The following is a 15,424-nucleotide window of genomic DNA, read 5'->3' as shown; positions in this document are numbered from 1 at the left end:
GACCCTTTCCCCCAGCCTCTCGCTGCCGACCTCATGGCCTGCTCTCTATCACACTCATTGACAAAGGTTTACCTCGCCATGGCGCTCGTCACGCTGGCGCTCGCCACGGACACACTGGCGGTCGCGCCAGCGGCCCCGACCAACATGACGAGCACTTATACCCAAGCGGACGGCAGTACTCTCTACTGGCGCTTCGAATGGACAGACAATTCCACCGATGAAGGAGGATTCACCATCGGATATCGCATCTTCAACGGTGCGTCTTGGGACCAAGGGACACTTGGTAGTTTTGACGTGAATGCAGCCACCAAGGACTCCACCGGCCCGTTGTCGATCAACGTCGATCTGAGTTCGCGATTTGGATGGTATCAAAATCCGCAAAATGGAAGCTGGTTTCCTTATCCAGGCCTCCAGTTCTTTGTGACTGCCTTCAAAGGCACTGCGGCAAACCCGACGGAACCCAGCGCTCCGGCCAATGGCCCTCAGTATTCATCTTCCCCGGGCGCGCAGACGCCGACGCTTGGTGCTCCGACCAATCTGGGGGTCACTGCGGGCGGGGATGGCCACTTCCATCTCACCTGGAATGACAATTCCAACAGTGAGTACTACTTCGAGGTGGACTACAAGAAGACCACTGACAGCACGTGGCTGGCCACGGGTGTTGATTTTAATCTGACGAGCCAGGATGTGGGAGGGTACAAGTCACGCACGGCGGAGGCGGACATGTTTCTGCCGAACTTCCTTCCTGGAACGTCCTATGACTTCAAGATACGTGCGGTGGACTTCGGCAGCAGTGTCAGCGCCTTCACCAGCGTCGTGACCGCGAGCACCCAGGCCTTCAAGGCTCCCACCGGATTGACGGCCACCCGGGTGGGGGAAAACACGTTTGACCTCAGCTTTAGCAACAACTCGACGGCTGAGTCCGGCTACCACTTCCAGTATCGCGTCCAAGGCTCGAGCACCTGGCTGGATCTGGGCTCGATCGACAACCCTTACTTCACCATCATCAACACTGGGGCGATGCCGCCGGGGACGCTGTTCGAGTTTCAGGCCAGGGCCTACATCCGCGGCACCAACACGGCCTCCGACGCCCCGATCCTGTACACGGCTTTTTCGAGCGCCGCCTCAGCCTCGACCAACTTCAACGCTCCGACCAACCTTCAGGCCACCTCCAGCAGTGAAGGGCGGGTAAGCCTGACGTGGACGGACAATTCGTCCTCCGAAGGCAACTACGAGGTGCAGGTGCGCCTGCAAGGGGACACGCAATGGCAGACCTACCAGTATCTGGCAGCCAACACCACCACCCTCACGAATCAACTCATCGCTCCGGGAAAGACGCTGGAGTTCCAGGTGCGTGCCACTTACGGCCCTGAAGCGACGACGACCTCGGCCTTTTCCAACATGGCGACGATCAGCCCGGCGTTCAACGCCCCCACGAACCTCGTGGCCACCGCTTCGACCACCGATCCCTATCGCATCAGCTTTGCCTGGACGGATAACTCGAACGTGGAGACGGAATACGAACTGCAGTATCGCAAGCAGGGTGCCAGCAGTTATTCCACACGCAAAGTGGTGGCTGGCAGCAGCGGCGCCACGCCCAATAGCATGACTTTGTCCAATCTGCCGGAGTTTGATCCTGGCAGCATCTACGAGTTTCAAATTAGGGCACGTTACTCCGCGTCTGACGGCACAGTGATTTCGACGTCGGCGTTTTCATCGACCGCCACGACCACGACCAAGGACGGCTTCAGCAGCAAGCCGTATGCGCCGATCAAAATGGGTGTGTCGTTCTCCTACCAACTGGCCACGATCAGCCAGCAGACACGCACGGGCTGGAGTGTGGGCACTCTGCCGGACGGGCTGACTTTTGACAGCGTCACCGGCATCATCTCCGGAACGCCGGCGGTGGCGGGCCTGTTCGACGTGCCGATGACGGCCAATTTCAGCGGCGGCGGGTCTCATGTGCTGAATCTGGCCCTGCGAATCCTGCGTCCGACGCTGGCACCCGTGGCGGAGGTGATCGCGGATCAAACCATCGCTCCATCGGGCAGCACCAGCATTGATCTGGGCACGAAATTCTCGGACCTGGACACGGAGGCCGCCGTGCGCATGACAACCACGAAAGGCGATGTGGACATGGTGCTCTATTCATCGCTGACGCCGGGAACGGTCGCCAATTTCCAGTCCTACAATTACAGCGGGACCATTTTCCATCGGAGTCCTGCCGGTTTCGTGCTCCAGGGCGGCGGTTACACGATTTACGAGTCTCCAGACGTGTTCGAATCCGTCTCGCGGCAGTCACCGGTGGCCAACGAGCCCGGCATCTCGAACGTCTTCGGCACCGTCGCGATGGCGAAGGTCGGGGACGATGCAGACAGCGCCACGAGCGAGTTTTTCATCAGCCTCGGCAACAACAGCTCGAACCTCGACAACCAGAACGGCGGTTTCACCGTGTTCGGCCGCATCTCCTCGGCATCCACCGCAGTGGTGAATGCCCTGACGAGTGTCGCCACCGGCGACTACGCCGTGAAGCTGCGGCAGGATGGCGTCACGCCTTCATCGGCCAACATGGTGTTCTCGGACCTTCCGATCGATGCGGCCACGGCTCCGACCACGATTGACCAGACGAAGCTGCTGAAAGTGGACTCCATGACCAGCATTCCGGTGCTGACCTATGCGATCACCGCCGCGCCGGACGGTGCCATCGCCACGGCAAATCTGGTGGGCACGAGCCTGCAGATCAGTGCCGTGGCACCTGGAAACACCTCCGTTCAGGTCACCGCCACGGATGTCGATGGCAACACCACCGCGCAGACCGTGAACATCATCGTTCCAAAGCTGGCGGGCACTGTGACGCTTGAAAGCCTGGCGCAGACTTACAATGGAACGGCCAGGGCGGCCACGGCGACCACGGTTCCCGCCGGTCTGGCGGTGACCTTCACCTACGATGGCTCGGACACCGTACCCACGAATGCAGGCAGCTACGCGGTCATCGGGACGATCAACGACCCGAACTACCAGGGCAGCGCAAGTGGCACGCTCGTGGTGGCGAAGGCGACAGCGGGCATCTCGTTGAACGGTCTGGCGGCGGACTACGACGGCAATCCGAAGCCCGTTTCTGTCACCACCACTCCAGCCGGACTCACGGTGAACGTCACTTACGATGGCTCCAGCACCGCTCCCAGCGCCTATGGCAGCTATCTGGTGGAGGCCAGCGTCGATGATGCGAATTACCTGGGCACGCAAAGCGGAACCCTGGTGATTGGTCCCCAGTCGGTGGCCAGTTGGCGCACGCAGCATTTCAGCACCGGGGAGATCGGTGCCGGCTTGGCCGATGATGACGCAGACGCGGATGGCGACGGCATCAAAAACCTCTTCGAATATGCTCTTGGCAGAGATCCACGCGCTCGTGACGCCGCTTTGGTGCCCGTTCGTGATGGGAATGGCCTCACGCTGGAGTTCACACGGCCGAGAAACCTGCCAGGGGTGACCTATTCGGCCGAATCGACCGACAGTTTTGGTTCTTGGAGCCCTGTGACACTCGAAGTGATCGTCGATGGCCCGGTCCAGACCGTCCGGGCCCGCGATTCGCTCAGCACTGGCAATCCCGCCCGTCGCTTCATGCGATTGGTGGTGACGCCGGTCCCATGACGGGATCTCGTGCCGCCCTGGAAGATCGGCTTAGCGGAAGAGGCCGCGTTTTTGTGGCTGTTCTTCCTGCTGCCGTTTCATTTCCTCCGCCCGCAGACGTTCCGCCGTGTCCTTGTACCACACGGCACCGTTGACCTTGAGGTTGTAAATGAGATCGCGGAAGTCGTTCTTCATCTGCTGATCATTGAGCAGTGCGCCGAGCAGGCCTTTGCTGTCAGACACACTGGCGGCAGCCACGGCGAAGCTGTCGGCGGCTTTTTTGATCGATTGAAGCGACTCATCGGCCGAGGTCATGACCTTGTCTGATTTGGCGATCACCGGGTCGAGTTTCCGGCTGGCTTCCTCGATGTTGCGGGAGGCGCTCTTGAAGCTCGATGCGGCGTCTTTCAGCTCGGCGATGGCGGTCTTCAGGTTTTGGGCGTTTTCGTCGCCGAGGACCTTGTCATCGACGCGTTTGAGGGTGCTGTGGAGGAACTCCATGCTTTCCTTGAAGTTCTGGATCGTGGTGTCGGAGAGGGCGTCCTTGTTCACCTTGCCCATGGCGTCCTGGATGTCTTTGAGGGCCACGCGGACATCATCGAGCACGACATCGACCTTCTCGCCGACGGCCTTGGCGGTGGATTGCAAGTCGTTCAGGCCGCCTGCTTTCTCGCCCTCGATGATCTTGTCGTAGTCGTGTGGCAGGAAGACGTCTGTTTCACGGCCGGTCGGTTTGATTTCGACCAGAGCGTCGCCCATCAGGCCGGCGGAACCGATGGCGAAGCTGGCGTCGGCCGGGATCATCACGTCTTTGAAGAGCTCGAGATCAATGACGACGCCGGTGAAGGTCTCGTTGAGCTCCGGTTTCTTGGCGACGCGGCCCACCCGGGAGCCGCCGAGGAAGATGGGGGAGCCCTCCTTGATGCCCGCTGCGTTGGAGAACGCCACCCGGAGGTGGTAGGTGTCTTTGAAGACTTCACGCACCCGGCCGAATTGAAGAATGAGGCCGCCGAGCAGAAGAAGCCCGACGAACAGGAACAATCCGACGAGCATTTCGGTTTTTCTATCGCTGTCGATCATGGAAAGAAGGGAAGGGGATGGTTTGAACGAGGAGGGGCGGCATGGCTAGCCGGTGACGTCGGAGCGGCCGTTGATGAAATTCTGCACCTCAGGGTCGGGGCTGTTGCGCAGTTCTTCAGGTGTGCCGAGGAAATGGATTTTCCCCCGGTAAAGCATCGCGACGCGGTCGGCGATCTTGAAGATGCTGCGCATGTCGTGTGTGACGATGATGGAGGTGACTCCGTAGCGCCGCTGCATGCGCAGGATCATCTGGTCGATGATGTCGGAGCCGATGGGATCGAGGCCGGAATTCGGCTCGTCATAGAGGATGCACTCGCTGCGGGTGATGATGGCGCGGGCGATGCCGGTGCGCTTGCGCATGCCGCCGGAGAGGCTGGTGGGGTATTTGTGCAGATGCTCGGCCAGATCGACGGCCTCGAGCGCCTCGGTGACGCGTCGCTTGATCTCCACGCGATCTCGCAGGCCGCTTTCCCACAGCGGGAAGGCCACGTTTTCCTCCACGGTCATGCGGTCAAACAGCGCGGCCCCTTGGAACAGCATGCTGACCTTCTCACGGATCGGTGCCATCTGGCGTTCATTGAGCAGGTTCACGTTCATGCCCTCGACGAAGACATCACCCTGGTCCGGGCGGATCAGGCCGATGATGTGTTTCATCATCACCGTCTTGCCTTCACCGCTGGGACCGATGACGCACAGCGTTTCGCCATGCTTGAGCTGCAGATCGATGCCGCGCAGGATTTCCTGTGACCCGAAGCGCTTGTGGACATCACGCAGCTCGATGAACACCCCGTCTTTCGGAGGTGCCTGCGTGCCTGAGGTCGTGCTGGAGGGGGCTGCGGCCATGAGCTAGACAGTTCCGATGGGAAAGACGTAGTTGAGCAGGATGGAGAGGAAGAAATTGACGATGAGAATGACGAGGGAGGAGATCACCACCGCGCGAGTGGTTCCCGCGCCCACGCCGACCGCGCCATTCTCCGCCGCCAGGCCCTGGTGGCATGAAATGACGGTGATCAACATGCCGAAGACGAAGCCTTTGATCATCCCGATCGAGAGGTCCTCCATGTTTGTGTGTTCGAGCATGTGGTTGAGATACCAGGCCGCCGGCATGTCATAGCCAAAGCTGGTGACCATGTAGGAGGCGAACAGGCCGAAGGAGATGCTCTCGGCGACGAGAAACGGCATCGAAATCATCATCGCCACGAAACGGGGCAGGACCAGGTAATCGACCGGATGCACGCCCATGACGCGGAGCGCATCGACCTGCTCAGTGACTTTCATGGTGCCGATATCCGCAGCCATCGCGGCCCCCACACGTCCCGCCACCATCAGTCCCGCCAGCACCGGCCCCAACTCCCGGCACAAGGCCACGGAAACCACCGCCCCGACCGTCGTCTCGAAGCCGAACTCCTTGAACTTGGCGTAACTTTGGAAGGTGAACACCGCCCCGGTGAATGCACCGGTCACAATGACGACCCCCTGCGATCCGTAGCCGATGGCCACGATCTGCTGGGCCACAAGCCGGAGCCGCCAGACGCGCGAACGCACCGCGATGGCCAGATCACCGATCAGTTTGGTGATCTGCCCCAAATAGACCAGAAAATGTAGGAAGATGCGGCCTGGAAAAGCCAGCAAGGCGGCGGGGGAATCCATCACCATCCATCATGGCATGTTGTGGGGCGATGGCAAATCATGGAACCGTCACCCAAAAATGAAAAACCCCGTCTGACGAAGGCCAGACGGGGCTTGGAGAACGAACGGTCACAACCCGCTTACTGCGGTGGCACGCGGAAGAGTTTTCCCGTGTAAGGGCACTTTACTTCCATGCCGACAGGCAGCCCGGTGACATCCACAAGCTGATGCTTGGCCGCGTAAGGGCTGTTCACGAAACCCGGACGTCCCGAGATCGGCGATCCATAAGGGAGGTCCGTTGAAGCTTCGGCTGTCGGTGCCGGCGTGACACTCGGAGTGGTGGCTGGCGTCGTCGGCTTGTTCATCGCGGCGACTTTGTCGTCCGCTTTCGGCGTGCTGCGCGGGCGTTCCGGTGTGGCTGGGGCTTTCGGACGTTCAGGAGCGGAAGCAGCGACATTTGACGAGGAGGAAACACCTCCAGGCACCAGAAACGGACGCTGGGTGTAGGGGCACACCACTTTGGAACCGGCGGCCATGCCGCGGACATCGACGAGGCGCGGAGGATTGGTGAACGGCGTGCGCACGTAGCCAGGAAGGTCGGCCACGCTTTGGGCCACCGGCATCGTGGAGGCATTCAGCATTGATGGAGGTGGAGTCGAGGGGCGCTCAGGTCCCACCACGGCAGCCGTCGTGGGTGCCGTCGGCGACGAAACACTGTTGCGCTGGGTAAGCATGGGCGCATGGCTGGAGCCCCCTGCGGAATGACTGCCATCAGCGAGGTAGCTGATCAAACCACGTGTCTGAATCTGCTGCCATGCCTGGCGGGGTGGCACGGCACACGAGGCCATCAGGACGGCCGCGAAGCTGGCTGTGGTAAGGCGAACCATTGAAGGAAGGGCTTGAGACATAGCTTGGAGTTCGGGTTAATTTTTGAATTAGCATTCTCATTTTATCGATGTTTTTAAATTATGCAACAATCAGGATGGTAATGGCAGACAGTATTACTAAACAAATCCGTAATTTATAGAATCAATTGCCGGGTTGTGGCTGGCTGAATCGCGGTTTTAGGCTCTTCCATGCAATGGCGAATCATTTCTGTGGGCAAACCCGGACACGACTGGGTCAAAGGAGCGTTGGTCCTGTACTCCAAGCGGCTCCAGCACTACGCCCGACTCGAACATGTAATGATCAAGGAAGGGCCACGTGATCGTGTGGAGCAGCAGATCAGCAATGCATGTGAAGACGGCCTCTGTGTCGTTCTTGACGAGCGTGGCAGACAATTGCGCAGTGTGGACATGGCGCGGTGGATCGAAAATGAGGAAATCACCGGCCGGAAGCGAGTTTGTCTGGTGATCGGCGGCGCTGACGGTCATTCGCCAGAGTTTCGGGCGAAAGCAGCCGTGTCCTGGTCCCTGTCCAATCTAACCCTGCAACACGACATCGCTCTGATTGTGTTGATGGAGCAGGTCTATCGTGCTTACACCATCATGCGGGGCGAGCCTTACCATCGCGAGTGAACCTCGAACCCCAACAACCACGAAGGAAATGGCCTGAAGGTCTGTTTATTGCTGAAGTGAGTCGCAGATCTTTGATTTTTCCCATTGTCGATAGGTTGGGAAAGGTTAAATTTTAAAAATTCCCAAACAAATACACGTGTCCCGGTCGGTCCTTCAGAACGTCATCCATCCAAAGTCGCAGACAGCGCCTTTGGAGAAGGTGCGTGAGGAGTCTCATGAGTCGCGTCCTTCTGGCGCAGGCCTCTCTGTCAGTTCCGCAACCCCGCAGGACCAAAAGCGTGAGACAGAAGACATGGAGAGTGTGCTCGGAGTGCTGGTTGAAAATGCGCCCGTGGCCATGGCCATGTTTGACCGCGCCATGCGCTACATGCTGGCAAACCGGCAGTGGATTCAGGAATTCGGTCTGCAGCAGGTGCAGCCCCTGGTCGGCCGCAGCCAGTATGAGATTTTTCCCGGCCTTCATCCCGGCTGGCGGCAGGTGTATGACCGTGCGTTGCAAGGACACATCGTCCGCAGCGAGCATGATGCGCACAACGGTCCTGACGGCCGCCACCTGATTTATCGCTGGGAGGTGCGTCCCTGGCGCAAAAAGCGTGATGCCTCCGTGGGCGGCCTGATGGTCACCTGTGAGAAATTCAGCTCATCGCAGGCACCTTCGTCGGAAGAGGACGAAACCCGGTCCTCATCCGATCACGGCCACCCCGCTCCGCCAGTCGATAGAACTCCCGACCCGGTCGATTGTGCGCTGCCAATGGTCGTGGTGAACGATCTGGGCGTCATTCTCCGCTCCAATGTCGCTGCGGCGCATCTGACCTTGGACAAAGGCATCCAGGAAGGTGTCACCTTCTTCTGGGAAGTCTTCGGGGAAGGGCGGGATTTCACCGCCTTGCGTCACCACACGCTCGAATCCCTCGCAAAGGCGGCAGACACCAACGCCGCCGTCTCCAGCACCATCATCTCACTGCCCGGGGTGGCAGCGGATGCGCCGAAGCCCGCCCGTTGGCTGGTGTCCGTGCTGAAAGGGCGAACGGCCGAAGGTTCCTCCAACCTCTTCATGTTGATGGGCCTGCCGCCCCAGGCTGCCGCCGAAACGGTGACTCGTGTCACGTTTCAGATGCCGGCTTCAGCTCCCGCCGCCCCACCTCCACCACAGCCGGTGCCGCCGCCACCTCCACCTGCGGATGACGGAGCGCTCCAGCGCATGGAAAACGAGCTTCTGCGTGCGCGGCAGGAACTGCGCACGTTGACTGAGGCGCAATACGCGTTCGGCCGGCGGGAAGCGCGATTGCGCAGCTACCTCGAAGGCATTCCCTGTGGCGTTTTCGTCCTGGATGAACGCGGCGCTCCGGTGTTTCAAAACGAGCGTCTTGCCCGTCTCCTGGGCCGTCCCCTCGAAAAAGACCAGACGGTGGAAAGCTGGCTCGCCCACGCCTGCCCCACGGAAGAACATCGCGAGCAGGTCACTCTCGCCTGGCGTGAAAGCGTCTGGCGTCGCCAGCTCACACGCACCGTCTCTCTCGCCACGGCGGATGGACTGCTCAAGGAGCTCGAATTCCATCCCATGTCACTGCCTGGCGGCGGCATGCTCGTCAGCATCCAGGACATCACCGAGCACACGCGTCATGAGGAGCAGCTCCGCAGCATGGAGGCAAAGCTGCGCACGCTTCTACAGGGCAGCCCCGTCGCCATCGTGCTTACCGACAAGGCGGGGGTCATCTTCGAGGTCAACCAGCATGCTGAAACGCTGCTCGGCCAGGCGAAATCCGAGCTCCGCCGCTATCCGCTCGACGCCTGGCTGGATCCTGACAGCGCCACGGCACGTCGTGACGCCCTGCGTGCGCTGCATGCCGGCGGCAGGCAGGTCGAGGCGCTCGGCGTTCGCGTCAGGCGTGCCGATGGCAGCCTCTCGAACGCCATTCTGCACCTCGCCGCCGTCCTGGATGCGCAAGGCGACGCTCACTGCACCATCCATTACCTTCAGGAAGTCACCGCTCCGCACAGCGATGCCCCGGCCTCACCCGTTCCGGCGCCCGTCATGCCGCCGGCGGCGTCTCCCATGGCCGCCGCGCCTGGCGGCATCCTCCTGACCACCGACGCAAACGGCCGTGTCCGCACCTGGACAGCGCATGCCCAGCGCCTTTTCGATCTGGATGCCTCCGCCGCCATCGGCCGCCCGCTGCATCAGTTCTTCCGTCCCTCGGATGCCACGGGCTTCTTCGCGGACCTCGTTCAACAAACGGCCGATCCCGACCGCTTCGTCGCTTATTCATTCTTCGGCGGCAACGGCAGGCGGGGCGAGGCGAAAATCAGCGCCCGCAGGCTCGATCACGGCGGCTTTGAGCTCACTTCGAAATCCGCCGCCGACGGTGCGCCTGCTGAATCTGCCGTACCTGCCCCCGTCTCGCCGACACAGGCACTGAAAGCCGCCACGCCCCTCGCATTTCAGGTCGTTTCGCCTTCCAGCCACCGGTGGCCCGTCGTTGATCTCGAGCGCGAGAAGCTCCTGCTCACCGAGACGCACCACCGCATCAAAAACCATCTGCAGATCATCTCCAGTCTGCTGAACATGCAGATCAATGGCGTCAGCGATCAGGACGCCCGCAACGCCCTTCGCTCCAGCCAGAATCGCGTGCGTGCCATCGCCGCGCTGCATCAGCATCTCTATCAGATCGCCCTTGGAAAAGGCGACACTTTCAGCCACTTCGCCCACGATCTTGTCGCTCATCTTCGCCAGTGTTACGAAACACCTGTCGAGCAGGTCAATGTGCGCCTGGAGATCCAGGACGGCCCGGTGCAGCCGGAGTGGCTCATGCCGCTGGCTTTGACTCTCAATGAAGCGCTTTCAAACGCCTTCGAGCACGCCTTCCCGCACGGCCGCCAGGGGCAGATCACTGCCACGCTGCGCTATGCCCAGGCCAGCGGCGAACTCATCATCAGCGACGATGGCATCGGTCTGCCGCCCGGTTTTCATCCTGGCGAAGGCAACGGCCTCGGGCTCAAGATCCTCGCCGTCTTCGCCGACCAGATGCGCGGCCAGCTCTTCGTGCAGGGGAATCCCGATCTCGGCACTGAGATCAAGCTGCGCTTCCCGCTCGCCACGATGGCGGGATAAACCTTTCTCCCGGCATATTCCTTTTGCGAATGTGTGGCCCTTCGTGACAGTGGCGCGTGTTCTTCGCGCCCACGGCAGCTCCGCGCGTCCTTGCGTTTCTGGCGCTGGGATTTGGGGGTATCTCCGCCGAGCCTGTCACCACCCGCACGGATGAGGTGGCCAAAAAGCTCAATGAATGGTTCGTCAATGGTACCGCTGCAGGCCTGAAGGCCATCACCTATGAAAACCGCGACGGCCAGCACTCGCCGCTGAACACCGCCGAATATCCCCAGCTCCAGGTCTTCAAAAGCACGGCGAACGACAAAGGCGCCGCCACCCAGATCCGCGCCACGCCGACGCTCGGCAACTGCTCCATGGCCTCGGCCGCCACCCAGCTCGGCTGCCTGCCGCGCATGTACATGATGGATCCCGGCGGCAACCGCTTCCTGGCCCAGCAGTATCTCTCGAACAACCTCTTCATCTATCCCGAGCACCTCGACCACGACATCGGGGCCAACGGCATCGGCGGTTATGGCGATCTCCTTCCTCTGAACACGCCTTGCTTGGTCATTTCGCAAGGCTCCTCCTTCACCGACCAGCCCTTCCTGCGGGCGTTGCTCTCCGCCACCGCCGCATTACGCCCGGAGACGCAGAAGATCCTCATCGAAAAGCGTCTGCTCTGCCCCACGCTCCAGTCCATCTTCCGTCGCTCGAACCAAATGGTCCGCACGCCCGAGGATTACTTCACTGGAAAAGCGCATCCCGTGGTCTTCGACGGTTCGCAGATCGATGAGGCCAAGATGATCCAGATCGCCCACGACATGACGCCGGAGACCGTTCCGCCCGTCGTGGTCATTCAGGTGCTGGAAGAGACCAAGATCGAGTCCGGCAAAAACTACTTCGAACTGCCCGGCAACTATCCGTGGCAGCTCTCCGACACGCCGTTCTCCATCGCCCGCATCCTGCGTGGCAACGAGGCGGAGCACGGCATGCTCCTCAGCTTCGAAAAGACGCTCAATCTCACCAAAAAGCCCCTCGCCATGCGCGCGCAGGTGCTTCAGGGCGACCCACGCTTCGTCCGCATCGACAATTCGGAAGGAAAGGGCGTCATGCGCCTCCGTGTCCGTTGGCAGCCGCCCGTCATCAATGCCACCGGAATCCGCAGTCATCGCATCGACATCGGCATCTTCGCTGACAACGGCGTCAACATCAGCGCTCCTGCCATCATCAGCTTCTACATGCTGCCGAACGAGATGCACTTCTACGACGTGCAGGGCCGTGTCTCCGAGATCCACTATCAGACGCACAATCCCGACTTTGGCCTGCCTGTCACCGACACCGATCCGCGCTGGGTCAGAGTGCTCCTCGCCTTCAGTCTCAAGGACACCAATCTCCGCAGCCGTCTCCTCGACCAGACGCTGAAACCTGCGGAGCGCGAAGCCCTCCAGAAGCTCTACCTCACACTCAAACCGCAGTCGGATGCGCTCGAAGCCATCGCTGGGGATGACAAACGCAAAGACGAGGCCGCGAAGCTGCGCTCCCAGCTCGGCACGGACATCAGCGCCACTTTGAAAAAGCATCTCCTCGATCCTGCCGGCCTCACCGTCCGCCAGACCCTTGAGCGTGTCCTGCACTCCATCGCCGGCTTCGACACGCTCTACTTTGGCCTCCAGCGTGAGCTCGATGCGCTCGCCGCCCAATCAACCAAATCGTCCGCCGTGGCCGATGTCCGCGCAGACCTTCACCGCCTCATCATGCAGGGCGTGCTGATCGAGCATGCATCCGGCCAGATCGACACCATGTCTCCGCCAGAGCGGCTGTCGCTTGGCGAGCGCCACATGCTCCGCGGCCTCAATCTCACCCTTCTCAGCCAGGTTCTCTTCCCCGACGTCCTGGAACGCTCCACCGAGCCCGCCTACGTCAGCCCACGTCTCACCACCCCGAAGCAATGGCGTGACGTGTATCGTTACGACGACGATTCCGGCCGGCTGATCGGCTGGATTCGATACGCCAAAGGCCGTCTGGCCAATTTTGATGCCGAAGGTCGCTTCCAACCCGATGGCCCAGCTGGCAAATCCGTTCCCGTCACCTATCTCAAAGGCGAAAACGGCACACTCACCTGGCAGCCCCAGGCTGAAGCTGCGGCACCTGCGAAGTAGCCGCATTTGTCACACCTGGAGGTGCTTGCGCAGCGGCGATGTAGCGCGGAATTCCGATTCCGCGAAGGCACCGACTCAGTATCGGCTACGAAGTCGCGAAGAGAATACCGAGCGGCAAAACGCGGCCTCGCATCGTGTGGCTTCCCATGAAGAGAGTGTCAGAAATGCGGGACAACAGCGCTCTGCTGCGGCCAAACGCGGGCACTCAAGCCGCGAGCGGCCTCTGATCAGTCATACCGCAAAACGTCGTGCATCTTCCACGACATCGCACCCCGCCCCACGTCGCCCTCGCCCCACACGCGCAGATCCATCGCATCCAGCGGCTCCAGCCATTTCACAGCGCTTTTCAATCCATCCACCTCGCCACCAGCGCTGCCGCGTGCCGTTGCGAACGCCTTCAGAAACTCCCGCAGCTTCGCGAACCCGGCCTTCACCCGCAGACCCGGCATCAAGGCAGAACCCGGCTGCCGCAGGTTCTTCTCGATTCGAATCTGCTGCTCCCGGGACGTTCCTATCATGAACCAGCGCTCCGTCAGCGACACGCACGGCACCAGATCGTCCGATTCAAACGGCAGCGCATACGTGTAACTCGTCACGCCATCGTCCTGCCGCCTCAACGGTTTCGGCAGTTCAAAAGGTTGCGGCAGCGGCAGTTGGTTCGCCAGTTTCTGCGCCGCCGTCTCGATGTTCTCCCAGGACACGCCGATCAGCTCGCGGTTCTTCATCTCCTGCACCATCACCAGTCGTGCCAGCGGCACTTCCCGCCCTCCGGGCGGCAATCCTGGCAGCGCAGGCATCTTCCCGCCCACATCGGCCACGAACGCGCCATCGCCGCCCAGCCCCTTCTGCCAGATCGACTTCGTGCCATCATACACCTCCACCACTTCTGGCAGAATCCCCTCATCCACCAGCTTCAGCAGGCCTGCTGCCTGCTCCCCGCCGACGCCTGCTTTGACCAGTTCCACCGCAGCGGCATGCGCCGTCGTCATCCACGCCTCGAAATACGCACGTCCTGCTCCTGCCGAGGTGCTCTGGCCGCTCATGCCGAACACTACTGACGGCTCATCCAGCAGTGAATGAAGCGCCGAAGTCTGGGAAAGCACCTTCGTGCTCGCCTTGCTCACGCCACCCGTCCATTCTGCCTGCAAACCGCCTTCCCACCACGCCGACAGGGCGCCTGTGGCGTAATCCCCGCGATAGCAGGCACGCTCTGCTGCTGCCAGTTCCACCACCAACGGCTCCAGCGCACGCGCCACGCCCGCAAACGTCCGCTCCTGCTGCAATCCCGCCAGCAATCCACGCACCATCGGCTGGAACGGTTCGTCCGACTGCAAGGCACTCAAAAACTCCCCGTCCCAGCAGGCGATCACGCCCAGGTTCTTCATCACATTTCCATCCAGCGGCCGCATCTCCGCCCGCGACAGCATGGAATCCTCCGCCGCGTTCGCCAGCCGCACCTGCTCAATCGTCGGCGCCACGGCCAGATAGGCCCGTTCCTTCCCCAGACCCATCGCCAGCACCCACTTCTTCTGCGCCAGCACCTCGATTCCGCGTGCGATGCGGTCCTTCATCTCCGCTGCCATCGGCGGCAGCGCCTCCATCCACGCCCGCCGCTGCTCCGTCGTCAAAATCTGGCTCATCGCGACCACGTTCACCGTGATCTGCTCGCCCTGCGTCGTCACGATCCGCGATTGTGGCGCCTCACCCAGCCATTCCGCCAGCCGCAGCACACTGCTGAACCTTTGCAGCACCTTCTCCGGCTCCGGCGACGCCACGCCGATCATCACGGATGGCATTTCAAACCGTTCCAGCCACAGAATCAGCGCCTCCATCACCTGCGCGTCGCCCAGCGCCGCCTCGACCATCTTCGCCGCGTCAAACTGCGTGCCCAGGCCCTTCAACATCCCGCCGCTCATCATGCCACGATACGCCGTCTCGTTGTAGAGATCGTTCAACTGCCTCAGCATCACGATCCCCTTCACGCTGTCCTTTCCGAAGGCCACAAACGCATCGTCCACCGTGACTCCGCCCGCAGTTTCGTCCGCCGGCAACTGATCCTCCACAAACGTCGCCATCTGCTTCCACCAGTTCGAGGCTTTCAATGCCTCAAAGTGCTTCCTCCCCTGCACGCTGCTCACGCAGAACGCCACATCCGCCGGAACCCGTCCCGCCAGCCCGAGTCGCGCGGCTTCGGTGATCAACGTCGGCTTCACCACCACCTGCGGTTCCGCCTTCGCCTTCGATGGCAGCCTGGCCTTTTTGCAGCCGCAAAGCAGCAGCAAAAATGACAAAACCACAATGGTGAACGACGAATGAAT

Annotated in this window: 9 protein-coding genes; 4 read left to right on the top strand and 5 right to left on the bottom strand. The window is 61.2% G+C overall.

The window, feature by feature from the left end:
- Positions 1 to 33: 33 nt before the first annotated feature.
- A complete protein-coding gene (locus IAE77_RS17335; protein WP_294229030.1) occupies positions 34 to 3,651 on the top strand; it encodes an MBG domain-containing protein in 3,618 nt (1,205 codons plus the stop codon).
- Positions 3,652 to 3,681: 30 nt separating this feature from the next.
- On the opposite strand, the gene IAE77_RS17330 is transcribed toward IAE77_RS17335, so the two are convergent.
- The 4 genes from IAE77_RS17330 to IAE77_RS17315 form a co-directional block, all read right to left on the bottom strand.
- Positions 3,682 to 4,710 (bottom strand): MlaD family protein, encoded by a 1,029-nt coding sequence (locus tag IAE77_RS17330; protein ID WP_294229027.1) that lies wholly within the window; start codon positions 4,708 to 4,710, stop codon positions 3,682 to 3,684.
- Positions 4,711 to 4,755: 45 nt separating this feature from the next.
- Entirely contained in the window at positions 4,756 to 5,553 is a 798-nt protein-coding gene (locus tag IAE77_RS17325; protein ID WP_294229025.1) for an ABC transporter ATP-binding protein, read from the bottom strand.
- 3 nt (positions 5,554 to 5,556) lie between these two features.
- On the bottom strand, positions 5,557 to 6,360 hold the full coding sequence (locus IAE77_RS17320; RefSeq protein ID WP_294229023.1) for an ABC transporter permease: 804 nt from the start codon (positions 6,358 to 6,360) through the stop codon (positions 5,557 to 5,559).
- 119 nt (positions 6,361 to 6,479) lie between these two features.
- Complete coding sequence (locus tag IAE77_RS17315; RefSeq protein ID WP_294229020.1) at positions 6,480 to 7,172, bottom strand: hypothetical protein; 693 nt, start codon at positions 7,170 to 7,172, stop codon at positions 6,480 to 6,482.
- Between the two features lie 243 nt (positions 7,173 to 7,415).
- On the opposite strand from IAE77_RS17315, the gene IAE77_RS17310 reads away from it, so the two are divergent.
- The 3 genes from IAE77_RS17310 (at position 7,416) to IAE77_RS17300 (ending at position 13,106) form a co-directional block, all read left to right on the top strand.
- A complete protein-coding gene (locus IAE77_RS17310; RefSeq protein WP_294229017.1) occupies positions 7,416 to 7,856 on the top strand; it encodes a 23S rRNA (pseudouridine(1915)-N(3))-methyltransferase RlmH in 441 nt (146 codons plus the stop codon).
- Between the two features lie 292 nt (positions 7,857 to 8,148).
- The gene (locus tag IAE77_RS17305; protein WP_294229015.1) at positions 8,149 to 10,968 is read left to right on the top strand and encodes a PAS domain S-box protein; all 2,820 of its coding nucleotides are present in this window, start codon (positions 8,149 to 8,151) and stop codon (positions 10,966 to 10,968) included.
- A 56-nt stretch (positions 10,969 to 11,024) separates the two neighbouring features.
- Positions 11,025 to 13,106, top strand: coding sequence for a hypothetical protein (locus tag IAE77_RS17300; protein WP_294229013.1), 2,082 nt, complete (start codon positions 11,025 to 11,027; stop codon positions 13,104 to 13,106).
- Between the two features lie 227 nt (positions 13,107 to 13,333).
- On the opposite strand, the gene IAE77_RS17295 is transcribed toward IAE77_RS17300, so the two are convergent.
- Entirely contained in the window at positions 13,334 to 15,388 is a 2,055-nt protein-coding gene (locus tag IAE77_RS17295) for a hypothetical protein (RefSeq protein WP_294229012.1), read from the bottom strand.
- Positions 15,389 to 15,424 lie beyond the last annotated feature (36 nt).

Source organism: Prosthecobacter sp. (genome assembly GCF_014879935.1).
In the GTDB taxonomy this organism is placed as follows: domain Bacteria; phylum Verrucomicrobiota; class Verrucomicrobiia; order Verrucomicrobiales; family Verrucomicrobiaceae; genus Prosthecobacter.
Note: the sequence above shows the minus strand (reverse complement) of the source record. Positions and strands in the feature narration are given on the sequence as shown.